At 72.4% G+C, this 25,945-nt stretch carries 25 protein-coding genes; 7 read left to right on the top strand and 18 right to left on the bottom strand.

Features of this window, described 5'->3' with window-relative positions; genetic code table 11:
* Positions 1-122: 122 nt before the first annotated feature.
* Entirely contained in the window at positions 123-1,079 is a 957-nt protein-coding gene (locus ABT008_RS20680; RefSeq protein WP_350697856.1) for a LysR family transcriptional regulator, read from the top strand.
* On the opposite strand, the gene ABT008_RS20675 is transcribed toward ABT008_RS20680, so the two are convergent.
* From ABT008_RS20675 to ABT008_RS20640, 8 genes are read right to left on the bottom strand one after another with little or no spacing between them, the layout of a single operon-like run.
* Positions 1,040-2,239 carry a vWA domain-containing protein gene (locus ABT008_RS20675; protein ID WP_350697855.1) on the bottom strand — a complete coding sequence of 400 codons (1,200 nt, stop codon included), beginning with the start codon at positions 2,237-2,239 and terminating at the stop codon, positions 1,040-1,042. The two genes, ABT008_RS20680 and ABT008_RS20675, sit on opposite strands and share 40 nt — an antisense overlap.
* Positions 2,236-3,189 (bottom strand): SRPBCC family protein, encoded by a 954-nt coding sequence (locus ABT008_RS20670; protein ID WP_350697854.1) that lies wholly within the window; start codon positions 3,187-3,189, stop codon positions 2,236-2,238. The genes ABT008_RS20675 and ABT008_RS20670 overlap by 4 nt, the downstream gene beginning before the upstream one ends.
* Complete coding sequence (locus ABT008_RS20665) at positions 3,186-4,079, bottom strand: AAA family ATPase (RefSeq protein ID WP_350697853.1); 894 nt, start codon at positions 4,077-4,079, stop codon at positions 3,186-3,188. The genes ABT008_RS20670 and ABT008_RS20665 overlap by 4 nt, the downstream gene beginning before the upstream one ends.
* Positions 4,076-4,654 carry a nucleotidyltransferase family protein gene (locus tag ABT008_RS20660; protein ID WP_350697852.1) on the bottom strand — a complete coding sequence of 193 codons (579 nt, stop codon included), beginning with the start codon at positions 4,652-4,654 and terminating at the stop codon, positions 4,076-4,078. The genes ABT008_RS20665 and ABT008_RS20660 overlap by 4 nt, the downstream gene beginning before the upstream one ends.
* Before the next feature lie 2 nt (positions 4,655-4,656).
* Positions 4,657-5,526: an XdhC family protein gene (locus ABT008_RS20655; protein ID WP_350697851.1), complete on the bottom strand. Its 870-nt coding sequence runs from the start codon at positions 5,524-5,526 to the stop codon at positions 4,657-4,659.
* A 9-nt stretch (positions 5,527-5,535) separates the two neighbouring features.
* Positions 5,536-7,926 (bottom strand): aerobic carbon-monoxide dehydrogenase large subunit, encoded by a 2,391-nt coding sequence (locus tag ABT008_RS20650; RefSeq protein ID WP_350697850.1) that lies wholly within the window; start codon positions 7,924-7,926, stop codon positions 5,536-5,538.
* Positions 7,923-8,471, bottom strand: a complete 549-nt coding sequence (locus ABT008_RS20645; protein ID WP_350697849.1) for a (2Fe-2S)-binding protein — start codon at positions 8,469-8,471, stop codon at positions 7,923-7,925. Before ABT008_RS20645 ends, ABT008_RS20650 begins: the two co-directional genes overlap by 4 nt.
* Positions 8,472-8,473: 2 nt before the next feature.
* Complete coding sequence (locus ABT008_RS20640) at positions 8,474-9,346, bottom strand: FAD binding domain-containing protein (protein WP_131053981.1); 873 nt, start codon at positions 9,344-9,346, stop codon at positions 8,474-8,476.
* A gap of 121 nt (positions 9,347-9,467) precedes the next feature.
* Between ABT008_RS20640 and ABT008_RS20635 the strand changes: the two genes are divergently transcribed.
* On the top strand, positions 9,468-10,541 hold the full coding sequence (locus ABT008_RS20635; RefSeq protein WP_350697848.1) for an XdhC family protein: 1,074 nt from the start codon (positions 9,468-9,470) through the stop codon (positions 10,539-10,541).
* A 16-nt stretch (positions 10,542-10,557) separates the two neighbouring features.
* On the opposite strand, the gene ABT008_RS20630 is transcribed toward ABT008_RS20635, so the two are convergent.
* Both ABT008_RS20630 and ABT008_RS20625 read right to left on the bottom strand, forming a co-directional pair.
* A complete protein-coding gene (locus ABT008_RS20630; RefSeq protein WP_350697847.1) occupies positions 10,558-11,556 on the bottom strand; it encodes an NAD(P)-dependent alcohol dehydrogenase in 999 nt (332 codons plus the stop codon).
* 129 nt (positions 11,557-11,685) lie between these two features.
* On the bottom strand, positions 11,686-12,135 hold the full coding sequence (locus ABT008_RS20625) for a MarR family winged helix-turn-helix transcriptional regulator (protein WP_350697846.1): 450 nt from the start codon (positions 12,133-12,135) through the stop codon (positions 11,686-11,688).
* A 56-nt stretch (positions 12,136-12,191) separates the two neighbouring features.
* Between ABT008_RS20625 and ABT008_RS20620 the strand changes: the two genes are divergently transcribed.
* The 3 genes from ABT008_RS20620 (at position 12,192) to ABT008_RS20610 (ending at position 15,672) form a co-directional block, all read left to right on the top strand.
* Complete coding sequence (locus tag ABT008_RS20620) at positions 12,192-13,304, top strand: GNAT family N-acetyltransferase (protein WP_350697845.1); 1,113 nt, start codon at positions 12,192-12,194, stop codon at positions 13,302-13,304.
* A 140-nt stretch (positions 13,305-13,444) separates the two neighbouring features.
* Positions 13,445-14,587 (top strand): SPFH domain-containing protein, encoded by a 1,143-nt coding sequence (locus ABT008_RS20615; protein ID WP_350697844.1) that lies wholly within the window; start codon positions 13,445-13,447, stop codon positions 14,585-14,587.
* On the top strand, positions 14,584-15,672 hold the full coding sequence (locus ABT008_RS20610) for a TFIIB-type zinc ribbon-containing protein (protein WP_350697843.1): 1,089 nt from the start codon (positions 14,584-14,586) through the stop codon (positions 15,670-15,672). Before ABT008_RS20615 ends, ABT008_RS20610 begins: the two co-directional genes overlap by 4 nt.
* Before the next feature lie 33 nt (positions 15,673-15,705).
* Here the strand turns inward: ABT008_RS20610 and ABT008_RS20605 are convergent, their stop codons facing one another.
* The 8 genes from ABT008_RS20605 to ABT008_RS20570 form a co-directional block, all read right to left on the bottom strand.
* The gene (locus ABT008_RS20605) at positions 15,706-16,698 is read right to left on the bottom strand and encodes a zinc-dependent alcohol dehydrogenase family protein (protein ID WP_350697842.1); all 993 of its coding nucleotides are present in this window, start codon (positions 16,696-16,698) and stop codon (positions 15,706-15,708) included.
* Complete coding sequence (locus ABT008_RS20600; RefSeq protein WP_350697841.1) at positions 16,695-17,537, bottom strand: carbohydrate ABC transporter permease; 843 nt, start codon at positions 17,535-17,537, stop codon at positions 16,695-16,697. The genes ABT008_RS20605 and ABT008_RS20600 overlap by 4 nt, the downstream gene beginning before the upstream one ends.
* Positions 17,534-18,466: a carbohydrate ABC transporter permease gene (locus tag ABT008_RS20595; RefSeq protein WP_350697840.1), complete on the bottom strand. Its 933-nt coding sequence runs from the start codon at positions 18,464-18,466 to the stop codon at positions 17,534-17,536. The genes ABT008_RS20600 and ABT008_RS20595 overlap by 4 nt, the downstream gene beginning before the upstream one ends.
* A gap of 57 nt (positions 18,467-18,523) precedes the next feature.
* Complete coding sequence (locus ABT008_RS20590) at positions 18,524-19,885, bottom strand: ABC transporter substrate-binding protein (RefSeq protein WP_350697839.1); 1,362 nt, start codon at positions 19,883-19,885, stop codon at positions 18,524-18,526.
* Between the two features lie 55 nt (positions 19,886-19,940).
* Positions 19,941-20,702 (bottom strand): DeoR/GlpR family DNA-binding transcription regulator, encoded by a 762-nt coding sequence (locus ABT008_RS20585; protein ID WP_350697838.1) that lies wholly within the window; start codon positions 20,700-20,702, stop codon positions 19,941-19,943.
* Between the two features lie 219 nt (positions 20,703-20,921).
* Complete coding sequence (locus tag ABT008_RS20580; RefSeq protein ID WP_350697837.1) at positions 20,922-21,773, bottom strand: hypothetical protein; 852 nt, start codon at positions 21,771-21,773, stop codon at positions 20,922-20,924.
* The gene (locus tag ABT008_RS20575; RefSeq protein ID WP_350697836.1) at positions 21,763-22,278 is read right to left on the bottom strand and encodes a sigma-70 family RNA polymerase sigma factor; all 516 of its coding nucleotides are present in this window, start codon (positions 22,276-22,278) and stop codon (positions 21,763-21,765) included. Before ABT008_RS20575 ends, ABT008_RS20580 begins: the two co-directional genes overlap by 11 nt.
* Before the next feature lie 58 nt (positions 22,279-22,336).
* A complete protein-coding gene (locus ABT008_RS20570) occupies positions 22,337-22,969 on the bottom strand; it encodes a hypothetical protein (protein ID WP_350697835.1) in 633 nt (210 codons plus the stop codon).
* Between the two features lie 215 nt (positions 22,970-23,184).
* On the opposite strand from ABT008_RS20570, the gene ABT008_RS20565 reads away from it, so the two are divergent.
* Both ABT008_RS20565 and ABT008_RS20560 read left to right on the top strand, forming a co-directional pair.
* On the top strand, positions 23,185-24,777 hold the full coding sequence (locus ABT008_RS20565; protein WP_350697834.1) for a GMC family oxidoreductase: 1,593 nt from the start codon (positions 23,185-23,187) through the stop codon (positions 24,775-24,777).
* A gap of 40 nt (positions 24,778-24,817) precedes the next feature.
* The gene (locus ABT008_RS20560; RefSeq protein ID WP_350697833.1) at positions 24,818-25,789 is read left to right on the top strand and encodes a DUF8189 domain-containing protein; all 972 of its coding nucleotides are present in this window, start codon (positions 24,818-24,820) and stop codon (positions 25,787-25,789) included.
* Positions 25,790-25,945 lie beyond the last annotated feature (156 nt).

Raw genomic sequence — 25,945 nt, 5'->3', positions numbered from 1 at the left:
GGCAGGGCACCATGGTGGCCGACAGGAGAGTTGGCGACGACGCGGCGTAACGGGCATGATCGTGTTTCGCTGCGAGGGACCGTCCGGATCGTGAGATCGGGGTGGGAGGAGGGACGCCGTCGATGACGCCGGCACAGCTACGCGCGTACGTCGCGGTGGTGCGGATGGGCTCGGTCAAGCAGGCCGCCGCCCAACTCGACGTCTCCGAGTCGGCCGTCTCGCTGCACATCGCGCAACTGCGCAAGGAGTTCGGCGACAAGTTGTTCTCCCGCACCGCCGTCGGGCTCGCCTTCACGCCCGGCGGGCTGCGGCTGGCCAGCCGCGCCTCGGAACTGCTCGGCCTGCAGGACCGCACGGTGGTCGAGGTGACCGCTGCGGCGCGGGGACGCCGGATGCTGCGCGTCGCCGCGTGCAGCCTCTTCGCCGAACTCGCCGCGCCCGGCCTGATCAAGCTGTTCACCAGGCGTGCCGCCGACCTCGACGTCGAACTGAGCGTGCGCGACGCGGGTTCCTTCGAGACGCTGCTGCTGACCCGCGCCGTGGACATCGCCATCGGGCCGCAGCCGCCGGTGGTCGACCCGGCGATCACCTGCCGTCCGGTGATGAACTACCGGCTCGTGACCGTCGTCGGACCGGACCATCCGCTGGCCGGCGTACGAGCGTCAGCGGCCCAACTGCGCGAGCAGACCTGGCTGCTCGGCCCCTCGGCCACCACCCAGTTGGGCGCGGTGCCCGCGATGCTGCGCCGACTCGCCGTACCCGAGGACCGGCAGCAGATCTTCCAGAGCCACGCCGCCGCGCTCGGCGAGGCGAAACGGGGCAAGGGCGTCGCGCCCGCGCTGGCGTTCACCGTCGCACCGGAGGTCCGCAGCGGTGACCTGCTGCTGCTGGCCGGGCCGCACACCCCCGTCGAGGACGGCTGGCACTCGCTGCTGCTGTCCAGCTCGGGCACGCCCTCGGCCGCGGCGGAGCTGTCCCGGTTCGCCTCCACCTCGCGTGCCATCCAGGCGATGATGCGGGGCGCGGGCGTCAGCATGGGTCATTTCAAGCCGGCGGTCCACGTCACGCTCTGGAGCTGACCGGCGGCGTCCAGCAGGTCCTGGAACGTGCCGGCCGGCAGCAGCCTGTCGCAGTAGGGCAGCGCGGCGGCCATGCCGGCCACCCGGGGGGTGAAGCCGGGCACCCCGGCGCGCGGATTGAGCCAGACGACCCGGTGCGCCCGACGGTGCAGCCGGGCCATGGCGGCGGCGAGGTCGTCGGGCGGGTCGCTGTCCCAGCCGTCCGACCCGATGACCACCACCGCGCCTCGGACGAGATCGCCGTGGTGGGAGGCGAGCAGCGTACGCACGTTGGTGGCGATCCGGGTGCCGCCGAAGCGGTCGGTCACCGCCGCACCGGCCCGGTCCACCGCCGCCACCGGCGAGGAGTGCCGCAGCACGGTGGTGAGCCGGGTCAACCTCGTCGCGAACGCGAACACCTCGGCGTCGGCGACCATGGCGAACGCCCGCATCAGATGCAGGTAGGCGGTCGCCTGGGCCCGCATCGACTCGCTGACGTCGCAGAGCAGCACCACCCGGCGCGGCCGGCGGACCTGTCGTTCGCGGACCACCTCCACCGGCTCCCAGCCGGTGCGGCGGGCCCGGGCCACGGTCGGCCGCAGCGCGATCCGCCGACCGGCCGGGCTGACCCGGTGCCGCCGGGTACGCCGGGTGGGCCAGCGGCGCACGGCGGCCCGCAGCACCTCGCCGAGCAGCGCCACCTGCTCGTCGTCGAGGTCCTCGAAGGGCCGGTCGGCGAGCCCGGCGAGGGCGGCCGGACGCCGCTCGGGCAGGCGCAGCGCCGTGTCGGACTCCTCCGCCTCGGCCACCGCCGGAGGCAGCGTCGCCCAGGGCAGCCCACCGCCCGACCCCGCGCTGTCGGTGTCGGCGGGCACCGGCACGTGCACCTCGTCACGACGACCCGGCCCGGTCGCCGCCCGGGTCAACGGCAACGGTGGCGCGTCGGCGAAGACCGCCTCGAAGACAGCGTCGAAGGTGGCCAGGTCGGCGTGTCGCCGCACCAGGCTGACCCGGGCACTCCAGTACAGCGTCGAACGGTCCGCCGGGGGCGCGGCGACCAACGCCCGGACGAAGTCGTCGACCTGGGTGAGCCCGGCCGGGACGCCGGCACGACGCAACCGGTCGGCCAGCGCCACGGCGAACGCGGCCCGGTCGACGCCGCGCAGCACCCCGGAGGTCACCTGCGGGCGATCAACCAGGCGATCACCGCGCCGACCACGACGAGACCGACGACCAGCGGCACCACGCGCTTGGTGATCGACCCACCGGCGATGCTGAGCAGGTCCAGCGCCTCGTCGTCGTCGTCCGCACGGGCCGGCGGGGCGGCGCCCCGGGTCACCGGGGCGGTGGGTACCGATGCCGGTTCGGCGATCACGGTCTGCCGCGTGGTCGTGGCGTCCCCAGTGGTCATCATCGCGGCGGCGGGGGCAGCGGTCGCGGTCTGCAGGGGGTCCCCGCCGCCGGCGGTCGCCTCGGTGACGACGGCCTCTGCGGCAGGGGTGAGCTCCACCGAGTTCGGGTGCGCCCCGGCGGTGACGGTCTCCCCCGCTGCCGGCGCGGCCTGTGCGTCGGTCGCCGCTGCGGCGCCGGTCGGGGCGGGCGCGGGGCGCGACGTGGCCGAGGCGGGCGCGGCGTCGGCCGCTACCGGCGCGGCGTCCACCGTGGCCGGTGCGGCGGCGTCGGCCTCCTCGGCCGCCAGCTTGGCCTCCAGGTTGGTGACGAACTGGGCGAGCAGCTTGCCCGACACCTCCTTGATCATGCCGCTGCCGAACTGGGCCAGCTTGCCCGAGATCCGCAGGTCGGTGTCGACGCTGACCAGGGTCCGGTCGCCGTCGGGCCGCAGGGCGGCGGTGACCACGGCGGCGGCGTTCGCCGCCGAGCGGGCGTCGCGGCCCTTGGCGTCGATCACCGCGCGGCACGCGGCGTCGTCCTTCTCGACGAACTGCGCGGTGCCGGCGAACTCGGAGACGACCGGGCCCACCTTGACCTTCACCTTGCCCTTGTGGACGTCTCCCTCGACGCCGGTGAGACGGGCGCCCGGCATGCAGGGGGCGATCCCCTCCAGGTCGGTGAGGACCGCCCAGGCCCGGTCGATCGGGATGTTGACCACGAAATCATTGCTGAGCTTCACGACTGACTCTCCTGGTGTGTGCCGAGCACTGACCCCTGGTGTGTGCCGAGCGCGGCGGCCACGGTGACGCGGTCGTCGGGGGTCTTGGCGATGGTGCCGATGGTCTGTAGGACGTCGTCACCGGCGAGGTCGGTGGCACCGAGTACGGACAGCGCGGCCACCCAGTCGATGGCCTCGGCCATCCCGGGCGCCTTGTCCAGTTCCCGGCCGCGTACGGCGCTGACGAACTCAGTGGCGGTGCGGATCAGCGGCTCGCCGGCGGTCGGTACCGCCCGGCGGACGATCTCGGCGGCCCGCTGCGGCGCCGGGAACTCGATCCAGTGGTACAGGCAGCGACGGCGCAGCGCGTCGTGCAGTTCCCGGCTGCGGTTGGAGGTGAGCACGACGATCGGCGGGGTGTGCGCGGTGAACGTGCCGAGTTCCGGGATGGTGATGCCGGCCTCGCCGAGGAACTCGAACAGCAGCGCCTCGAACTCGTCGTCGGCGCGGTCGATCTCGTCGATCAGCAGCACCGGCGGCACCGGCCCCGGGTGGCGTACCGCCCGCAGGATCGGTCGCTCCTGGAGGAACTCGGCGCTGAACAGGTCGCCGTCGGTGAGCCGGGCCCCCTGTGCCTCGGCGAGCCGGATGGCGAGCAGTTGCCGCTGGTAGTTCCACTCGTAGAGCGCCTCACCGGCGGTCAGGCCCTCGTAGCACTGCAACCGGATGAACGTGGTGTCCAGCGCCCGGGCCAGCGCCTTGGCGGCGGCGGTCTTGCCGACGCCGGGCTCCCCTTCGAGCAACAACGGCTTGCCGAGGCGTACGGCCAGGAACAGCGCCATCGCCAGGCCGTCGTCGGTGAGGTAGTCGACGGCGTCGAGGCGACGCGCGACGTCGGGTGCGTCCTTCACCGGGCCTGCTCCGTCAGCAGTCGCTCGTAGTCGGCGCGGGTGTCCACGTCGATCGGCACCGGACCGTCCACCGGCAGTTCGGTCACCGGATGGCGGCCGGAGTGCAGCAGCTTCCAGACGGCCTTGTCGCCGTGCAGGTCGACCAGGTCGGGGAAGACCGCCCGACCGAACCGGAACGGATGCCCCAGCCCGTCGGCATACCGGCACACCCCGAGCGGCGTGTCCGTGGCGGCAAGGCGCCGCACGTCGTCGGCGCGTACGCCGGGCTGGTCGCCGAGGAGCAGCACGAGCGCGTCGGCGCGCGGGTCGACCGCCCGCACGGCGGTGCTGATCGACGAGCCGCAGCCGGTGCTGAAGGCCGCGTTCTCCACCACCTCGCACCCGGTCAGGTCCACCCGGTCCCGGACCTGGTCCGCCGCGCCGCCGAGGGTCACCAGGAGCTGACCGAAGCCGCACGAGCGGGCCAGGTCCAGGGTGGCGTCGAGCAGGGTCCGCCCCCGGTACGGCAGCAGTTGCTTGGCCTCGCCGAGGCGCACCGACGCGCCGGCGGCGAGCACCAGACCGGTCACGTTCACGGCTACCCGCCCGTGAAGCGGGCGAGGCATCCGGGGCAGCAGAACCAGTGGTCCGCACCGTCCACCCGGGCGTGCGGGGTGTCCGGTCCGACGGTCACCGTCATCCCGCACACCGGGTCCACCGCCTGCTGCGGACGGACCACGGGCGCCCCGGCCGGGGGCCGCAGGTCGTCGCGCCGGACCGCGCGTACCACGTCGGCCATGATCGCCAGGGCGATCTCCGGCGGGGTACGCGCACCGATGTCCAGCCCGGCCGGCGCGTGTACGCGGGCCCGTTCGTCGTCGGTCAGGGTCAGCTCGTCCAGCAGCGCGGCGGCCCGGGTACGGCTGGCGACCAGCGCGACGTGGCCCACGCCCGCGTCCAGCGCGGCCCGGATCGCCTCCGGCTCGCCCTTGCCGAGACCGGCCACCACGACGGCGGTGGCACCGGAGTAGTCACCGCCCTCGACCACCTCGAAGTCGAGGAAGCGTGCCAGCGTCGCCACGGCGGCGCTGATCGGGCTGGTGCCGGCCACCCCCAGCACCGCCGCGGGCAGCATCGGCCGGAGGAAGATCTCGACCGCGCCGCCGGAGTGGCACGGGTTCACCACCACCCGCGCACCCGGGGTGTCGGGGAAGGTGTCCGTGCCGTCCGGCAGCACGCGCAGCAGCAGGGTGTTGCCGTCGCGCAGGGTGTCCAGCGCGGCGGCGCGGACCGAGCTCTCGGCACACGCCCCACCGACGAAGCCCTCGATCGACCCGTCCGGCAGGATCACCGCGTCGTCACCCGGCCGCGCCGACGTGGGTTCCTGCGCGCGGACCACGGTGGCGTGCACGAAGGGTTCCCGGGCGGCGCTCAGCGCGCGGGCGCGTTCGGTGATCGTCGTCGACACGTCGCCTCCTCAGATCGGCGGTCGGGCCTGGCCGCGCATGGCGTCCCAGACCCGCGACGGCGTCAGCGGCATGTCGGCGTGCCGGACGCCGAACGGCTTGAGGGCGTCCACGACCGCGTTGACGATCGCCGGTGGCGAGCCGACGGTGGCCGACTCCCCCACGCCCTTGGCGCCGATCGGGTGGTGCGGCGACGGGGTGACCGTGTAGCCGGTCTCCCAGTCGGGCACCTCCAGCGCGGTCGGGATGAGGTAGTCCATCATGGACGCGCCGAGGCAGTTGCCGTCCTCGTCGAAGGCGATCATCTCCATCAGCGCCATGCCGACGCCGTCGGTCAGGCCGCCGTGCACCTGCCCCTCGATGATCATCGGGTTGATCCGGGTGCCGCAGTCGTCGACCGCGATGAACCGGCGCACCGTCACCTGGGCCGTGCCCGGGTCGATGTCCACCACGCAGATGTACGCCCCGTGCGGGTAGGTCAGGTTCGACGGGTTGTAGCAGATCTGCGCCTCCAGTCCGCCCTCGATCCCGTCGGGCAGGTCACCGGCGCCGTGCGCGCGCATGGCGATGTCCTGGATCGTGACGGACTTGCCCGGGTCGCCCTTGACGTGGAAGGCGCCCTTCTCCCACTCCAGGTCGGCGACGGACACCTCCAGCATGGCCGAGGCGATGATCTTGGCCTTGTCCCGGACCTTGCGGGCGACCAGCGCGGCGGCGGCCCCGGAGACCGGGGTGGACCGGCTGCCGTACGTGCCGAGACCGAACGGCGTGTTGTCGGTGTCGCCGTGCACCACGTCGATGTCGGCCGGCGGGATGCCGATCTCCTCGGCGATGATCTGCGCGAACGTGGTCTCGTGGCCCTGCCCCTGCGACTGCACGCTGAGCCGGACCACGGCCTTGCCGGTCGGGTGCACGCGCAGCTCGCAGCCGTCGGCCATGCCCAGCCCGAGGATGTCCATGTTCTTGCGGGGACCGGCGCCGACGGCCTCGGTGAAGAAGGCGATGCCGATGCCCATCAGCTCGCCCCGGGCACGCTTCTCCTCCTGCTCGCGGCGCAGCTCGGCGTAGCCGGCCATCTCCATGGCCAGCCGCATGGTCGGCTCGTAGTCGCCCGAGTCGTAGACCCAGCCGGTCTTCGTCGTGTACGGGAACTGCTCGGGCTGGATGAAGTTCTTCAGCCGCAGCTCGGCCGGGTCCATCCCCAGCTCGTCGGCGAGGCAGTCGACGATCCGCTCCACCAGGTACACGGCCTCGGTGATCCGGAACGAGCAGGCGTACGCGACACCGCCGGGGGCCTTGTTGGTGAAGACCGCAGTCATCTTGCAGTAGGCGGCCTCGATGTCGTAGCTGCCGGTGAAGACGCCGAAGAACCCGGCCGGGTACTTCACCGGCGCGGCGGTGCCGTTGAAGGCGCCGTGGTCGGCCAGCACGTTGGTGCGGATGGCCAGGATCCGGCCGTCCCGGGTCGCCGCGATCTCGCCGCGCATGATGTAGTCGCGGGCGAAACCGGTGCTGATCAGGTTCTCCGAGCGGTCCTCCATCCACTTCACCGGCTTGCCGGTGACGATCGAGGCGACGATGGCGCAGACGTACCCGGGGTAGATCGGCACCTTGTTGCCGAATCCGCCGCCGATGTCCGGCGAGATCACCTGGATCTTGTGCTCGGGAATGCCCGCCACGATGGCGTACAGGGTGCGGTGCGCGTGCGGCGCCTGGGTGGTGGACCAGAGCCGCAGCTTGCCCTCGATCGGGTCGAAGTCGGCGAGCGCGCCGCAGGTCTCCATCGGCGCCGGGTGCACCCGGGGGTAGACGATGTCCTCGCTGACCACCACGTCGGCGCGGGCGAACGCGGCCTCGGTGGCCGCCTCGTCGCCGGTCTCCCAGTCGAAGCAGTGGTTGTTCGCCTTGCCCTCGAGGTCGTCGCGGATCACCGGGGCGTCCGGCTCCAGCGCGCGGCGCACGTCGACGACCGGATCGAGGATGTCGTACTCGACGTCGATCAGCTCCAGCGCGTCGCGGGCGGCGTACCGGTCCTCGGCGACCACGAAGGCCACCTCCTGGCCCTGGAAGCGCACCTTGTCGGTGGCGAGCACCGCCTGCACGTCGTTGGAGAGCGTCGGCATCCAGGCCAGGTTCTGCTCGGCCAGCATCGCCCCGGTCACCACCGCCTTGACCCCGGGCGACGCCTCGGCGGCGCTGGTGTCGATGGAGACGATCCGGGCGTGCGCCACCGGCGACCGCAGGATGGCCAGGTGCAGCATGCCGGGCAGTTGCACGTCGTCGACGTAGCGGCCCCGGCCACGCACGAAGCGCGGGTCCTCCTTGCGCAGCATCCGGCCGTACCCGACCGGCTTCTGGTCGTTGTCGTGGAACGTGTCCACGGGCTCGTGCACGGTCGTCATGCGGGGCTCCCGGCAGGCTGGCCGGCGTCGGAGATCTCGCCGGCGGCGGGTGATTCGGTGGACTCGGCGACCTTGGCCGCGGCGGCCTGCTCGTGCACGGCGGCCCAGCGCACGGACCGGACGATGGTGGAGTATCCGGTGCAGCGGCAGATCTGGCCCGAGATCGCCTCGCGGATCTCCGGCTCGCTCGGGTCGGGGTTGCGGTTCAGCAGCGCCCGCGCGGTCATCATCATGCCCGGCGTGCAGAAACCGCACTGGAGGCCGTGGCACTGCATGAAGCCCTGCTGCACCGGGTCCAGCTCGGCGCCCTTGGCCAGCCCCTCGACGGTACGCACCTCGTGGCCGCCGGCCATCGCGGCGAGCACCGTGCACGACTTCACCGGCTCGCCGTCCAGCCAGACCACGCAGGTGCCGCAGTTGCTGGTGTCGCAGCCCCAGTGCGTGCCGGTCAGGCCCAGCACGTCCCGCAGGAAGTGCACGAGCAGCAGCCGACCCTCGATCTCCCGGGTGACCTCGACGTCGTTGACGGTCATGGTGACCTGCATGCTCAGCTCCTCGCCCGCTCGGCGGCCCGGCGCAGGGCCCGCTTGGTCAGCTCGGCGGCCAGATGCCGCTTGTAGTCGGCACTGCCGCGTTGGTCGGTGACCGGTTCGCACTGGCTCGCCGCGATCTCGCCGGCCCGCGCGAACACGCTCTCGGTCGGCTCCTGCCCGCGCAGCGCAGCCGACACCTCCGGGATGCCGGTGGTGTTCGGACCGACCGCGGCCAGCCCCACCCGGGCGTCAGAGATCACGCCGCCGTCCAGCCAGATCGCCGCGCCGGCCGAGACCACGGCCCAGTCGCCGGCCCGGCGTTCGACCTTCTCGTACGCGCTGCCGCCGCCGGGGCGTACCGGCAGCCGGACCTCGATCAGCATCTCGGCCTCGCCGACCGCCGTCTCGTACGGTCCGACGTGGAACTCCTCCATCGACACGATCCGCTCGACACCGCCGGGGCCTCGGATGACGCAGCTCGCGTCCAGCGTGGTGCAGACCGCCGACAGGTCCTCCGACGGGTCCGCCTGGCAGAGCGAGCCGCCCAGAGTGCCCCGGTTACGCACGATCGGGTCGGCGATCACCCGCTCCGCGTCGGCGAAGATCGGGAACGCGGCGGCCAGTTCGGCGGACTCCAACAACTCGCGGTGCCGGGTCAGCGCGCCGATGCGCAATTCGTGCCGGCCGGGCCGGATGTAACCGAGTTCCGGGTGCAGATCGTTGATGTCGATCAGATAGTCGAAATTGGCCAGCCGCAGCTTCATCATCGGCAGCAGGCTGTGCCCACCGGCGATCAGCCGAGCTGTCCCGCCCAGCCGTTCCAACAAACCTATGGCCTGGTCCACACTGGTGGCGCGCTCGTACTCGAACGGTGCCGGAACCTGCATGATGTCGCTCCTCCACGGTCCCGCCAGAATCTGGTCGGGGCCGTTTACAAAGTCAACGTCGACCTAAGCAATTGCTTAGGTCGGGTTGACGATGACACCGGTGGCCACGGATGGTGCAGCCATGCGGGACATCGCGGACGGACTGACGGACTGGCGTACGGCCGGCGTCGCGTTCGCCGTGGCCACCGTCGTCCGCACCTGGCGCTCGGCGCCCCGGCAGCCCGGGGCCACCATGGCGGTCAACGCCGACGGTGAGGTGCTGGGCAGCGTCTCCGGCGGCTGCGTCGAGGGCGCGGTCTTCGAGCTGTGCCGGGAGGCCATCGAGACCGGCAAGGCACGGACCGAGATCTACGGCGTCAGCGACGACGACGCGTTCGGGGTGGGTCTGACCTGCGGCGGCACCATCGAGATCCTGGTGCAACCGCAGGCGGCGCTGACCGAGACCGACGCGGTCCTGGAGGCGATCACCGGCGGCCGGCCGGTGGCCACCGCGTCGACCGGGGACGCCCAGCTCGTGGTCTGGCCCGACCGGGTTGCCGGCAGCCTCGGCGACCCCGACCTGGACCGCGCGGTGGCGCAGCAGGCCGCCGGGATGCTGGCCCAGGGCAGCACCGGCACCGTCCATCTCGGCACGCACGGCGAGCAGCGCCGTGACGAGGTGTCGGTCTTCGTCCAGTCGTACGTGCCGCCGCCCCGGATGATCGTGTTCGGCGCGATCGACTACGCCGCCGCCGTCGCGCGGATCGGCCGGTTCCTCGGCCACCACGTCACGCTCTGCGACGCCCGTCCGGTGTTCGCCACCCGGAAGCGCTTCCCCGACGTGGACGACCTCGTGGTGCGCTGGCCGCACGAGTACCTCGCCGAGACGACCGTCGACGAGCGCACCGTGCTCTGCGTGCTGACCCACGACCCGAAGTTCGACGTCCCGCTGCTCCAGGTCGCCCTGCGGACGCCCGCGCGCTACATCGGCGCGATGGGCAGTCGCCGCACCCACGACGACCGGATGCGTCGGCTGCGCGAGGCGGGGGTGGACGAGGACACCCTGGCCCGCCTGCGCTCCCCGATCGGGCTGGACCTCGGTGCGCGTACCCCGGAGGAGACGGCGGTGGCCATCGCCGCCGAGATCGTCGCCGAGTCCTGGGGCGGCTCGGGTCGTCCGTTGACCGAGCTGGACAGCCCGATCCACCGCGACTGAACCGCACCGGTCCCGCTCAGACGGTGACGACCACCTTGGCGCGGGCGTGCTCGCCCTCCAGGTAGCGCATCGCCTCGGGCACCTCGGCGAGCGGGTACGTGCGGTCGACAACCGGGTCGACCAGACCGACCTCGACCAGGTCGCGCAGCCCGGCCAGCAGCTCACGGCTCTGCGGCGTCGTGAGCAGCACCATCCGCTCACCGACGACACGGGCCGCCAGTTGAGCCCGGACGAGCAGCGCCATCGGCCCGACCAGGGCGGGCCGGCCCCGGAAGGTCCCGCCGCCGGAGAGCACCAGCGTGCCGCCGGGGACCAGGGCGCGTCGCAGGTCGGCCAGCGAACGGTTACCGACCAGGTCGAGCACGACGTCGTAGCGGCGATCCCCGTGGGCGAAGTCGTGGGTGGTGTAGTCGACCACGTGGTCCGCGCCGAGCGACCGGATCAGGTCGACGTTGCGGGTCCGGCAGACCGCCGTCACGGTGGCCCCGAGCGCCTTGCCGATCTGGACGGCGAACGTCCCCACCCCGCCGGAGGCGCCGTTGACCAGCAGGTGCTGCCCGTCGCGCAGCCGCCCTACGTCACGTACCCCGAGCAGGGCCGTGTTGCCGGCCAGCGGCAGCGCCGCGGCCTGCGCGAAGCTGAGCCTCGCCGGTTTCGACTCGACCTGCGCGGCGGGTACGCACAGGTACTCGGCGAACGCCCCGTGCAGGTCGCCGGTGTCGCCGTACACCTCGTCGCCGGGGCGGTACCGGTCGACGTCGGCGCCGACCGCCTCGACGGTGCCCGCGAAGTCGGTGCCCCGGATCACGCGCCGGGGCCCGCGCAGCCCCATCATCTGCGGCGCGGCCAGCCGGGCCAGGTAGGGGTCGCCGCGCAGGACGTGCCAGTCCCGCGCGTTGAGCGAGGCCGCGTGCACCCGCACCAGCAGCTCGTCGGGGGCCGGGACCGGCCGGTCGACCTCCTGGAGCCGCAACACGTCGGGTGAGCCGTATCGGTGCGCAACGATCGCCTTCATGACGCCATGGTGGCGTTCGCGGCGGGGGCGACTCATCGGCACGCGGGCCGCGACCGCACCGGTCCCCGGCAGGAGGCGGCCCGACCGAAAGTACGAGATCGCGCCCGTCGACGTCCGGCCGCGCGCCGCTCAGTCGGGCAGGTCGGCGATGCGGGCGGAGAGGGCACGCAACAACGCCAGTTCGTCGGCGTCGAGGTGGTCGAGGAAGCGGGCGCGTACCGACACCACGTGGTGCGGTGCGGCGCGTTCCAGCACGCCGAAGCCGTCGTCGGTCAGGCGCAGCAGGCAGCCCCGGGCGTCCTGCGGGTCGGGTTCCCGGGCGACGAGCCCTCGGGCCTGCATCCGGGTGGTGTGGTGGGAGAGCCGGCTGCGGGACCATTCCATCTTGGCGGCGAGGTCCTTGAGCGCCCAGCGGCGGTCCGGCTTCTCCGACAGCGTGCTGAGCACCTCGTAGTCCGCCGGCGAGAGCCCCGAGTCGCGGACCAGGTCCCGGTCCAGGCGGGCGGGCAGCGTGACGAGCAGACGCCGGAACGCCCGCCACGTCTGCTCCTCGTCGGCGTTCAGCCACGGTGTCGCCATGCCACCACCGTACCTGTCGTTGACATGTCATCGAAAATCCGGGTACGTTCGTTGACATGTCATCGACTGTTCCGTCCGCACCCCTGCGCGTCCTCGTCATCGTCGCGAGCACCCGGCCCGGCCGACTCGGACCGGCCGTCACCGACTGGTTCGTCCGGGCCACCGCGCCGGACGCCGCCCGGCACCGGACCCACGTCGAGGTCGCGGACCTGGCCGACGTCGGGCTGCCGATGTTCGACGAGCCCGAGCACCCGTCGCGCGGCGAGTACGCGCACGAGCACACCCGCGAGTGGAGTCGCCGGGTCGCCGCCGCCGACGCGTTCGTGGTGGTCACCCCGGAGTACAACTTCGGCATGCCGGCGGTGCTCAAGAACGCCTTCGACTTCCTCTATCAGGAGTGGGCGTGGAAGCCGGTGGCGTTCGTCAGCTACGGCAACACCTCGGCCGGCACCCGAGCGGTGCAGATGGCCAAGCAGGTCGTCACCACGCTGCGGATGGTGCCGATCGGCGCCACCGTCGCGCTACGCCTCGCCGAGCACACCCGCGACGGGCAGGTGGTCGACTCCCCCACGCTGGCCGACGGTGCGCGCACCGCGCTGCGCGAACTCGACCGGGTGGCCCGGGCCCTGCGCCCGTTGCGGGCGCCCGCGCCCCCGGAGTTCACCGCCGGGCCGGTCGAGGGGCTGACCCTGGCCGAGGTCCGGGACGAGGACCTGGCCGAGCTGTTCGTGCTCCAGCGCTGCTGCTGGGTGCAGGAGGCGATCCTCAACGACACCCTCGACCTGCCGCCGTTGCAGGAGTCCTTCGCGGACCTGCGCGCCTCCATGTCGACCTGGCGGATCTGGTGCCTGCGCCGCGACGGTCGCCTGGTCGGGTCGGTGCGGGCTCGCGCCGACGGGGAGGCCTGGCTGGTCGGCCGCCTGATGGTCGCTCCCGACGAGGCCGGCCGGGGGATCGGGTCCTGGCTGCTCGCCCACGCCGAGTCGCAGGCGCCGGAGACCACCACGCACCACGCGCTGTGCACCGGCCACCGCAGCACCCGCAACATCGGGGTGTACGAACGGGCCGGCTACACGGTGACCGAGGTCGACGCCGCACAGGGCGTCGTCCACCTGGTCAAGCCCCGCCGCCCGGTCGACGCGCCGCGCCAACCGGCGGTGAGCACCTGACCGGCGATCGGTACCGTCGTCCGGAGGCGCGGCCGGCGCGGCATCCGGCCGAGGCCCGCACCCGGGCGGTGCTGGTGGTCACCGGTTGATACGGTCGCCCGCGACGACGATGATCACGTGGGCCGACAGGGAGGGACGCGATGGGACTCATGGACCGGCTCCGGGGCGAGTTCGTCGACATCGTGGAGTGGCTGGACGACAGCCGGGACACGATCGTCTGGCGCTTCCCCCGATACCAGAACGAGATCAAGATGGGCGCCAAGCTGATCGTGCGCGAGTCGCAGACGGCGGTGTTCGTCAACGAGGGGCAGATCGCCGACGCCTTCCCGCCCGGCACCTACACCCTGGAGACCCGCAACCTGCCCATCCTGTCCACCCTCAAGGGCTGGAAGTACGGCTTCAACTCGCCGTTCAAGGCCGAGGTGTACTTCGTCAACACCCGGCAGTTCACCGAGATGAAGTGGGGCACCCAGAACCCGGTGATCCTGCGGGACGCCGAGTTCGGCGTGGTCCGGCTGCGCGCGTTCGGCGCGTACGCGGCCCGGGTGGTGGACGCGCAGCGTCTGCTGCGGGAGCTGGTCGGCACCGATCCGCAGTTCCGCACCGAGGAGGTGCAGGAGTACCTGCGGCAGCTCATCGTGGGACGGCTCGGCGGGGCGCTGGCCACGGCCGGCGTACCGCTGCTGGACCTGGCCGCGCACCAGGACGCCATCGGCCGGCGGCTGGCCGGGGTCCTGACGGCGGAGCTGGCCGAGGTCGGCATCGCGATCCCCACCTTCGTCATCGAGAACATCTCCGTGCCGCCGGAGGTCGAGCGGGCGCTGGACAAGCGCACCAGCATGGGCGCGGTCGGCGATCTGGACCGGTTCACCCAGTTCCAGGCCGCGACCGCACTTGAGGAGGCGGCACGCAACCCGGGCGGCGAGGCGGGCGCCGGTGTCGGGCTCGGCATGGGCATGGCGATGGGGCAGCAGATGGCCCGCACGATGGCCGGCGAGACGCAGCACGCGCCCACACCGCAGGCCCCGGCGACGCACGCCCCCACACCGCCGAGCGCCGAGCCACCGCCGCTGCCGCACCAGACCCAGTGGTTCATCGGCGTCGACGGGCAGCGACAGGGCCCGTTCGACCTCGGTGGGCTGGCCGCCCAGGTGGCCGCCGGGAGGCTGGGCCCGGACACCCTGGCCTGGCGGTCCGGCATGGCACAGTGGCAGCCCGCCGGGCAGCTTCCCGAGCTCGCCTCGGTGCTGGCCAGCGTTCCGCCGCCGCTGCCGCCGCGATGAGCGGCGCGACCGTCCCGCCGACGTTCGGATGCGGCGGCTGCGGCGCCCGGGTGGAGTACGCGCCGGGCGCGGCGGTGCTGCGCTGCCCGTACTGCGGCACCCAGCAGGAGATCGCCGGGGCCGGCCGGGAGGTACGCGAGCACGCGTACGCCCAGTTGGCCACGCTGGCACGCAAGCCGGTGGCGCAGGTCGGCGCGTACACCTTCGTCTGCCCGGGCTGCGGTGCCCGGACCGAGAGCAACGCGCTGGCGAAGCGCTGCCAGTTCTGCACCGCGCCGCTGGTGGCCGACCACGCGACGGGCAGCCTGATCGCCCCCGAGGGGGTGCTGCCGTTCGTGGTGGACCGCACCGGTGTGCGGACGGCGCTGAGCACCTGGTGCCGCAGCCGCTGGTTCGCGCCGAACAGCCTCAAGAAGGTCAGCGAGGCGGAGACGCTCAAGGGCACCTACCTGCCGCACTGGACGTTCGACGCGCGGACCGTGTCGCAGTACCGGGGGCAGCGCGGCCAGCACTACTGGGTCACCGAGAGCTACACGGTGATCGTCGACGGCAAGACCGAGATGCGGACCCGGCAGGTACGCCGCACCCGGTGGTATCCGGCCGGCGGCACCGTTCGGCGGGACTTCGACGACGTGCTGGTCCCGGCCACCCGGTACCTCCCGGAGCAGCAACTGGACCGGTTGGCCCCGTGGCCGCTGACCGAGGCGGTCGCGTACCACGGGGACTACCTGGCCGGTTATCACGCGCTGCGTTACGACACCGAGCCGGAGGCGGGGCTGGCCACGGCGAAGACCCGGATGGCACCGGTCATCCAGGGTGACTGCCGCCGCGACATCGGTGGCGACGAACAGCGCGTCGACTCCGTCGACACCAGCTACTCGGACGTGACGTACAAGCTGATGCTGTTGCCGGTCTGGGTCGCCGCCTACCTGCACGCCGGGCGGTCGTACCAGATCCTGGTCAACGCCCGCACCGGTGAGGTGATCGGCGAGCGCCCGTACAGCGCGCTGAAGATCACCCTCGCGGTGCTGGCCGCGCTGGCGCTGGTCGCCACGATCGTGCTGGCGTTCGCGCTGGGTCGCTAGGCCCGGCCCGGATCGGAGACGCCGCCGCGCATTTCACGCGGCGGCGATCTGGATCTTGCGACCGACACCGGCCCGGAACTGCGCCATCGCGTCGGCGTACTTCTCCAGCGGGAACCGGTGGCTGATGAAGACGGCCGGGTCCAGGACCCCGACGGCGAAGAGTTCGGCGGCGCGTTCGAAGCTGTGCAGCACCGCCATCGAGCCGGTGACGGTGATCTCCTTGTTGTAGATGCGGTAGGGCTCGACCGGCACCCGAGTGGCGTACTCGGAGACACCGAACTGGAGGAACGTGCCGGCGGGGGCGACCCGGCCCAGGCCGTCTTCGATCGCCGCCTGCACGCCGGTGCAGTCGATCACCACGTCCCAGCCGCGCGGCCGGTCCAGCTCGTCCGCGCCCGCCGCGCTCGCCGAACAGCCCAGCGCGACGGCGGTGGCGAGGCGGTCGGGATTCGGGTCGACCACGCTGACCGTGGCCGCGCCGCACCGTTTGGCGAGTTCGAGCATCATCAGGCCCATCGTGCCTGCGCCATAGATCAGGTAGTGGTCGGCGAGCCGCCGGGGCAGCACGTCGAAGCCGCGTACCGCGCAGGACAGCGGCTCGATCAGGGCCGCGTCGGCCGGTGCGACGCCCTCGGGCAGCACCACGCAGTTGCGGACCGGGGCGAGGGCGTAGTCGGCCGCGCCCCCGGCGACGGTCACCCCGATGGCGTTCCACCGTTCGCAGAGGTTGCCTCGGGCGCGCCGGCACTGGTAGCACTCGCCGCAGTGCAGCGACGGGTCCACCGCGACCGGGTCGCCGACCCGGACCTCGGTGACGTCGCCGCCGACCGCGACCACCGTGCCGGCGAACTCGTGACCCGGCACGATCGGGTACGCGGGCGCGAACTCGCCGTCCATGATGTGCAGGTCGGTGCCGCAGATCCCGCTGCCGGCCACCTCGACGACCACGTCCCGGGGGCCGGGCGTGGGGTCCGGTACGGACTCGACGCTGATCTGACCCGGCGTGACGATGACTGCTGCCTTCACTTGACCGCCCCCATGGAGAGTCCTCGGACGAGTTGTTTCTGGGCGATCCAGCCGGCCAGCACGACCGGCAACGACACGATCGTCGCTGCCGCGCAGAGCCGGGCCAGGAACAGCCCTTCGGAGGTGACGAAGCCGACCAGGAAGATCGGCGAGGTGCCGGCCCTGGTGGCGGTGAGGTTGACCGCGAGGAAGAACTCGTTCCAGCTGAAGATGAAGCAGATCAGCGCGGTGGCGGCCAGGCCGGGCGCGACGATCGGCAACAGGATCCGTCGGATGGTGACCAGCAGGCTGGCGCCGTCCATCGCCGCCGCCTCGATCAGGGCGGTCGGCACCTCCAGCATGAACGACCGCATCATCCAGACCGCCAGCGGCAGGTTCATCGCCGTGTAGAGCACGACCAGGGTCCAGACGTTGTCCAGCATGCCGAGGTTCTGCACCAGCAGGTAGATCGGCAGCAGCGCGGCGACCACCGGCAGCATCTTGGTGCTGATGAAGAAGAACAGCACGTCGCGCCACTTGGCGACCGGCCGGATGGACAGCGCGTACGCGGCCGGGGTGGCCAGCAGCAGCACCAGCAGCGTCGACATCACGCTGGCCATCAACGAGTTGAGCAGGTACGGCATCAGGTCCCGGTCGAAGACCTGCCGGTAGCCGTCGAGCACCGGGGTGAAGAACCAGGTCGGCGGGTTGCTGGCGGCGTCCACCTCGCGTTTGAAGCCGGTCAGCACCATCCATGCCACCGGCAGGAAGAACAACAGTCCGGCGAGCCAGGCCAGCACGGTCCAGACCGCGCCGGTGAAGCCCGGGCCACGCCGGACCGGGGCAGCGGTACGCGTCATCGCGCGTCCTCCATCCGGAACAGGCTGGAGAGCAGCCGCAGCGCGAAGGTGGCGACGACGATCGTGCCGATCACCACCACCACACCGGCCGCGGCGGCCTCGCCGTACTCGAACTTGCGGAAGGTGGTCAGGTAGATCTCGTACGGCAGGTTGGTGGTGGCCCGCCCGGGGCCACCCTGGGTGATGGTGAAGACCGCGTCGAACGTCTGCACCAGATAGATCGCGCCGAGCAGGGCACCGAGTTCCAGGTAGGGCCGCAGGTAGGGCAGCGTGATCCGGGTGAAGGTCTGCCACGGTCCGGCGCCGTCGACCCGGGCGGCCTCCAGCGTCTCCAGGGACTGGCCCTGCAACCCGGCCAGGATGATCAGCATCATGAACGGGGTCCACTGCCAGACCAGCGAGGCGACCACGGCCACCATCGGATACTGCGACACCCAGTCGGTGCTGCCGCCGAAGATGCCGTTGATCAGGCCGTACGACGGGTTGTAGATGGCGTGCTTCCAGAGCAGCGCCGCCGCCATCGGCATCACCAGGAACGGGGTGATGAGCAGCGTCCGCACGATGCCACGGCCGGGGAACTTCCGGTCCAGCAGGAGGGCCAGGCCGAGGCCGAGCAGCACCGAGACGATCACCGACGAGGCGGTGAGCACCACGGTGTTGACCAGGGCGGCCCGCAGCCGCGCGTCGCTGAGCACGGTCGCGTAGTTGGCCAGCCCGATGAACTCCTGGCTGCCCGGACGCAACGCGTTCCAGCTCTGGGTGGACAGGTAGAGGGTGAACAGGAACGGGAGCTGGGTCACCACGATGGCGAAGACCAGCGCGGGCAGCAGCGGGGCGCGGCGGGCCCAGCGCTGCTTGCGGTCCGGCCGGGTGGGACGTACGGCGGGACGCGTGCTCGCGTCCGGGCCGGTGGTGGTGGTCGTGGTCATCGATCCGCCTCACAGGGCAGGGTCGGGGCCGGCCGGTCGACCGGCCCCGACGCGCGGCTACCGGTGTTTGCTGGCGGCTTCCTCGGCCAACCGCTGGCCGTCGGCGAGCGCCCGTTCGACGGTGCTCTGGCCGGCGATCGCCGCCGATACCTCCTGGGAGACCTTGGTGCCGAGGTCGGCGAACTCGGGGATGCCGACGAACTGCACCCCGAGCGCGGGCCGGGGCTGCACGCCCGGGTCGACCGGGTCGGCCTCCTGGATGGACTTCAGCGTGATGTCGGCGAAGGCGCTCGCGGATTCGCGGTACTCGGCGATCTCGTAGGTGGACTGGCGTTTGCCGGCCGGCACCCGGGACCAGCCGAGCGAGCCGCCGATCAGCCGCTCGTACTCCTTGCCGGTCGCCCAGGAGATGAACTTCCAGGCGGCGTCGGCGTTCTTGGTGGTCTTCGGCATGGCCAGCGCCCAGGCCCACAGCCAGCCGGACGAGTCGGTCTTCTCGACCGGCGCGTACACGTAGCCGACCTTGCCGGCCACGGTGCTGGAGTTGGGGTCCTCCAGGGTGCCGGCGGCGGAGGTGGCGTCGTACCACATGGCCGCCTTGCCCTGGCCGAACGTGTTCAGGCACTCGGTGAACCCGGACTGCGGGGCGCCCGGCTGACCGTGCGCGCGGAGCAGGTCGACGTAGAACTTCGTCGCCTCGGTGAACTCCGGCGCGTTGACCTTCGGCGTCCAGTCCTTCTCGAACCAGGTGCCGCCGAACGTGTTCACCACGGTGGTCAGCGGCGCGAACAGCTCACCCCAGCCGGGCAGCCCGCGCAGGCAGATGCCGGAGATTCCGGCATCTTTGTCGTCGAGCTGGGCGGCGAACCCGGCGACCTGCTGCCAGGTCGGGCGCTCCGGCATGGTGATGTTCTTGGCCGCGAAGAGTTCCTTGTTGTACATCAGGAACGACGACTCGCCGTAGAACGGCGCGGCGTAGAGCTTGCCGTCCTGGCCGGAGAGCGAGGCGACCATCGGTTCGAGCAGGTCGCCCTTGTCGTAGCCGGTGTCCCCGTCGGCGTACGAGCTGAGTTCGTGCAGCCAGTCGTTCTGCGCCCAGATGGGCGCCTCGTACGCGCCGATGGTGGCCACGTCGTACTGGCCGCCCTGGGTGGCCACGTCCTGGGTGACCCGGTCACGCAGCTCGTTCTCGGGCAGGATGGTGAACCGGACGGTGATCCCGGTGTCCTTGGTGAAGTTCTCGGCGGTGACCTTGGCCAGGTCCTCCATCTGCGGGTTGCCGACCATCAGCACGGTGATGGCCGTGCCGTCGCCGGACGATCCGCCGCCGGCTCCGGAGCAGGCGGTCGAGACCAGCGCGACGGCGAGGCCGACGGCGAGCGTGCCGCGCCATCGGCGCGGAGATCGTGTTCTGGGCACAGCGAACCTCCGGAAGTGGTGGTGAGGTGAGGGTGAGGGGACGATCGGCCGGCGCTCAGACGCGCAGCACCACCGGGCCGAGCAGTGAGTAGCGGTGCGCCTCGGAGGCCGGCAGCGCGGTGTCCGTGACGACGGTGTCCAGGTCCGCCACGTCGGCGAACCGGCAGAAGCTGTGCCCGCCGAACTTGGTGTGCACCCCGGCGAACACCACCCGCCGGGCCACCGACATCACCTGGGCCTTCACGGCGGCCACGGCCGGGTCTGGTGTGGTCAGCCCGTGCTTGCGGGAGATGCCGTTGGCCCCGACGTAGGCCAGGTCGATGACGAAGCCGGCGAGCATCCGGGTGGCCCAGTGGTCGACGGTGGCCAGCGTGCGTCCGCGCACCCGGCCGCCGAGCAACAGCACCGTGACCGACGGGTACGCGGCCAGTGTCGCCGCGGTGTGCAGCGAGGCGGTGACCACGGTCAGTTGCCGGTGGGTGGGCAGCGCCTCGGCGATGAGCTGCGGGGTGTACCCCTCGTCGATGAAGATCGACTCTGCGTCGCCGAGATGTTCCACGGCTGCGGTGGCGATCCGCCGCTTCTCCACGACCATCCGGGTGGCCCGGGTCTCCAGGGTCGTCTCGAAGCGGGCGGTCTCCATCGGGTAGGCGCCGCCGTGTGTCCGGCGGACCAGGCCCTGCTGCGCCAGCAGGCTCAGGTCGCGACGGATGGTCTCCGGCGCGACGCTCAGCTCGGCGGCGAGGTGACGGACGTCCACGTCGCCCTGCCGGCGCGCGACGGCGAGGATGTGGTGGCGGCGCTGGTTCGCGTCCACTGTGCACCTCCCGTCGGCGTGTGTGTCTTTTTGTACCACCGTGGACGGTGAGGTGACTCCGGTCACATGCGGGTGATTCTGGTGGGTTTGTTGCCCGTAAGCCAGCCCGAACGGGCAGCGCATAACGGGCATCAGCCCCTTACCGCGCAGAACGACCGCCCGTTTGACGCCCCGGGTTGCCCGATCAGCACCCGGTGCGCCCGGTCGGGCGTCGCCTCGTCAGTCCGGCGCGGCCCCGTTGTCGACCAGCCGGAAGTAGGTGGTCAACGACGCGTCGCCCAGTTCTTCGAGGATCAGCCCCCGGGTCGGCGAGTGCTGGAGGAACGCCGAGTGGTTGCTGATCGCGTACGTGGGCGCGCCGCCCCGCTCGCCGTCCCGCACGATCGAGAACCGCTGCCTCGGCGCGTCCGGGTCACAGGCGGCACCCACCACCCGCAACGGCGAACTGCCCGAGGAGCGCGACTCCCAGCAGGTGTCGCCCGCCCCGGCGACCCGGACCAGATAGGTGTCGCCGCCCTGCGGCACGAAGACGAACAGTTGGTGGCCCTCGTCCCCGTCGACCTCACCGAGACCGCCCTCGTCGCGCAGCGACACCCCGCCGATCCCGTCGACCCGGACGACGGTGGCCTGGCGCTGCCCGGACAGCACCCCGCCGCCACCCGCCGAGGGCGACCCGGAGGTGCCCGAGGCGGGGCTGGACGGGTCCGTGACGGACGGCCGGGTGCCGTCCGGGCCGGGGCGGGACGGCGCGGTGGGCGGACTCGACGAGCCGGTGGGGGGATCGATCACGGCGGGACCCGGCGTGACCTCGGGTGGGTCGGTGGCCGGGACCGGGGTCGGTCCGGCCGGCCCGACCGGGATGGTGTGCGGCGGCCCGGCGAGGCGGATGGCGGCGGTGCCGGCACCGAGCGCGGCGACCAGGAGGACTCCGACCGTGACGGTTGCGACGTGTCGACGGCGACGGCGGGTGTCCCCCCGACGCCGGATCTCGGCGGCGGCGTGGACCCGGCCCTGCCCGCCGTGCCGGGCCAACCCGCGCAGGGCGTCGTCCAGCTCGCGGTCAGCGGTCATGTCCCCTCCCTCCGCTGGTGACCTGGCGCTCGTCGTCGCCCAGATGGGCGGCGAGGGCGCGTCGCCCCCGGGCGAGCCGCGTCTTGACGGTGTTCACGTTGGTGCCCGCCTCGGTGGCGATCTCCGCCACGCTGAGGCCCACCAGATGGTGCAGGACCACCACCCGGCGCTGTTCTGCGGGGATGCGGCGCAGCGCGGCCACGATCGCGACGTGGTCGACCGAGCTGCCCTCGACGTGTTCCTCGGCGGCCTGACGCCGGTGGGCGGTGAGCCGGTTGACCGCCTTGCGCCAGGCGCTCACCGCCACCCGGTACGCGACGCTGCGCACCCACGCCTCCGGGCTGTCGCACTCGCGGACGGTCGCCCACCGGTCCCAGGCCCGGGCGTACGCCTCCGCCACCGCGTCCTCCGCCTCGGCCCGACGGCCGATCATGGCGTAGAGGTGGCCCAGCACCCGCTGGGCCGACGCGGCGTAGAAGGCGTCGAACTCGTCAGCGTCGCGCATCGATCACGGTCTCCAGCCGATCCGGTCGCTCCTGGTCATGCCGCATCCCCGCCGAACGTCAGCCCTGCCGAGGCGCGGGCCCGGTGTCGTTGAACCGGAAGCTGTCGAACGGCGACGCGTCGCCCAGCTCCTCCAGGATCAGCCCGTTGCGCGCGGTGGTCCGCAGGTAGGCCCACCTGTTGCTGATGACGAACTCGCGGGCGCCGCCGCCCTGCGCCCTGGTGACGACGAACCGCTGGAGCGGGTCACCGGCCCGGCAGGTGGCGCCCCGCACCACCAGCGGTCGGGTGTTGCCCGGGTTGTGCGCCTGCCAGCAGACCGGCCGCCCGGTGCCGCCGCCGTAGTACGACTTGATGAGGAACTCCTGCCCGCCCAGCGGGGTCGGCACGAACACCTGCCGCCCCTGGTCGTCGTCCACCTCGGCCAGCCGCCCGCCGTCGAGCAACGACAGCCCGGACTCGAACGCGCCGACCCGGACGATCGTGACCCGGCGCGTGCCGGAGAGTACCGGCTCCACCGCCGGCTTCGGCGTCGGCTGGGACGTCGCCGCGACGACCGGCGCGGCCATCGACAGCGGCGCGACCGCCGGTGGCGCACTCTCCGACGCCGACGCCACCCCGTACACCCCCACTGCGGCGGCGACCAGCGCCACCAGGCCCGTACCGGCGAGCCACCTACCCGTCACCATCATGGCCTCCCACCTTCCGGCTACCGCCCCGAGCCCGTCCGACCGGTCCGGGTGTCGGTCCGTACAGCCTCATGACGCCTGGCCCACGACGGTGGTTTCACCACGATGCATGATCACTCTGCGTACGGAAATCGCGTACGTATCGACAACTTCTTCCCTTTGCGTGACCGAGGCAATACGGTAAGTCCGCTGCCGGGCCGCCGAACCGGAGGATTCCCATGACGGAGTACGACTACGTGGTGGTCGGCGCGGGTTCGGCCGGCTGCGTGCTGGCCAACCGCCTGACCGAGGACCCCGGCGTCCGGGTGCTGGTGATCGAGGCCGGCGGCTGGGACGGCAGCCCGTGGGTCCGCATCCCCAAGGGCTTCAGCAAGCTGATGGACGACCGGCGCACCGCGTGGCACTACCCCGCCGAGGTGCCCTCCGGCGGGCGGGAGGTCTGGCAGCGCGGACGCCTCGTCGGCGGCTCCAGCTCGATCAACGGCATGGTGTACGCCCGTGGCGACCGGCTCGACTACGACGAGTTGGAGCGCCTCGGCAACCCCGGCTGGGGCTGGGACACCATGCTGCCGATCTTCAAGCGGCTGGAGGACAACCCGCTGGGCGCCTCGGACGTCCGTGGTGTCGGCGGGCCGTTGCGACTGTCCACCGCCACCGGCACCGACGAGGTCTGCGAGGAGACCATCGCGGCCGGGGAGGAACTCGGCTGGCGCCGGACGGACGACCTGAACGCCGGTGACGACGAGCGGATCGGCTACCTGATGGCCACCATCCGCGACGGCCGCCGCAGCAGTGCCGCCGACGCCTTCCTGCACCCGGTCCGGCACCGGCCCAACCTGCACGTCGCGGTGAACACGGTGGTCCGTCGCGTCCTCGTGGAGAACGGTCGCGCGGTCGGGGTGCACGCGCACCGGGGCGGGCAGCCGGTCGAGTTCCGGGCCCGGGCGGAGGTGGTCCTCGCCGCCGGGGCGATCGCCACCCCGCACCTGTTGCAGGTCTCCGGGATCGGCCCGGCCGACACGCTGCGCCGGGCCGGGGTCGACGTGCTGCTCGACCGGCCCCGGGTCGGTGCCGGGATGCGGGAGCACCGGACCACCCCGATCCAGTTCCGGCTGACCGGCCGGGTCGGCTACAACCCACGCCTGAGCGGGCCGCTCAGGCAGGGCCGGGAGCTGCTGCGCTACCTGCTGACCCGGCGAGGTCCGCTGGCCCTGCCGGTGTACGACGTCGGCGCGTACCTCCGCTCCACGCCCACCGCCCGGCACCCGGACGCGCAGTTGCTCGTCGCGCCCTTCTCGGCGGCGCCCCGGCGGCCCGGACGCGCGTTGGAGCTGGAGGCCGAGTCGGGGCTGATGGCGCAGGTCACGGTGACCCGGCCGGAGAGCGAGGGCAGCCTCGCCATCACCTCCGCCGACCCGGAGGCACCGCCCCGGATCGTCGCCGGCTACTTCGACGCGGCGCACGACCGGCGGGTGGCGGTCGACGCCTTCCGGCGGGCCCGGGAACTCTTCGCCACCGGCCCGATCGCCAAGCGGGTCTCGGTGGAGACGCTGCCCGGCCCGGCGGTCCGCGAGGACGACGAGATCATCCAGGCGGGGCTGGCGCTCGGGTACTGCGGGTACCACGCGGTCGGCACCTGCGCGATGGGTCCCGGCGACGACTTCGTGGTGGACCCGCAGCTGCGGGTCCGGGGTGTGACGGGTCTGCGCGTGGTCGACGCCTCGGTGCTGCCGACCCTGGTCAGCGGCTATCTCAACGCGCCGGTGATGGCACTGGCGTGGCGCGCCGCAGACCTCATCCGAGCCGCCTGAGGGCAGTATGCTTCGACCACCGTCCATCTTGGAGTCCGCCATGTCATCGATGCGCCGCGTGCGGCTGGTCAGCCGCCTGCTTGCCCTCACCCTCGTCGGCACGGTGCTGTCCGCCGCACCGGCCGGCGCCGCCCCGGCACAGCCATCGTCACCCCCGGGCTGGACGACCGTGCCCGGCACCACCCCGGTGCTGTCCCGGCCGGCGGCCACCGTCTACGGCGGGGAGGTGCACCTGGTCGCCGAGGGCCCCGGCGACAGCGTGGTGCACAACCGGTACTCCCTGGAGACCGAGGCATGGTCGGGCTGGCGGACCGTGCCGGGCCCGGCCCGGGCGGCCTCCGCACCGGCGGTCATCCTCTACGGCGGTGACCTGCACCTCTTCGTCCGGGGACCGGCGGGCACCATCCGGACCTCCCGGTACTCGCTGACGACCGCGAGCTGGTCGGCCTGGTCGACGGTGCCCGGGTCGGGCGCCGTCACGTCGGAGCCGGCCGTCGCGGTGTACGGCGGATACCTGCACCTTTTCGTCCGGGGAACGGCGGGCACCCTGCGCACCACCCGGTACGACCTCTCCACCGACACCTGGTCGGCCTGGTCGACGCCGGCGGGTCTGCAGGGCGCGACCTCCGCGCCGGCCACCGCGGTCTACGGGGGCTGGCTGTGGGTGTTCGTCCGTGGCCCGGCCGGCAACCTGCGCACTGTCCGGTACGACCTGTCCACCGACACCTGGACGAGCTGGTCCACGGTGCCCGGCTCGGCGGGTGCCCCGTCGGGCCCGGCCGCCCAGGTGTACGGCGGTGACCTGCGCCTGTACGTCAGCGACGCCGACAGCGGCACGGTCCGCACCGCCGCGTACACGCTGAACACCGGCACCTGGTCGGGCTGGTCGGCGGCGACCGGCCCGGTCGACCTGGCCTCGGCGCCCGGCACCACCCTGTACGGCGGTCAGGTGCACCTCTTCGTGCAGGGTTCCCAGCAGCAGGTCCACCGGTCGCTGATCGGGTTGTCGTGACGGTCGGGCGGGCCGTCCACCCGACGGTCCGCCCGCACCCGACGACGGGGCGGTCACCCGCGCCCGACCGGCTGTGAGCTGCGTTACCAATACGTCGACCGGGAATCAGCTCGCCGGTTGCGGGTTGGAGCCAGATATGACCGTCGCACCACTGCC

It is taken from the genome of Micromonospora sp. NPDC002389 (assembly GCF_040296095.1).
Lineage (GTDB): Bacteria > Actinomycetota > Actinomycetes > Mycobacteriales > Micromonosporaceae > Micromonospora.
Note: the sequence above shows the minus strand (reverse complement) of the source record. Positions and strands in the feature narration are given on the sequence as shown.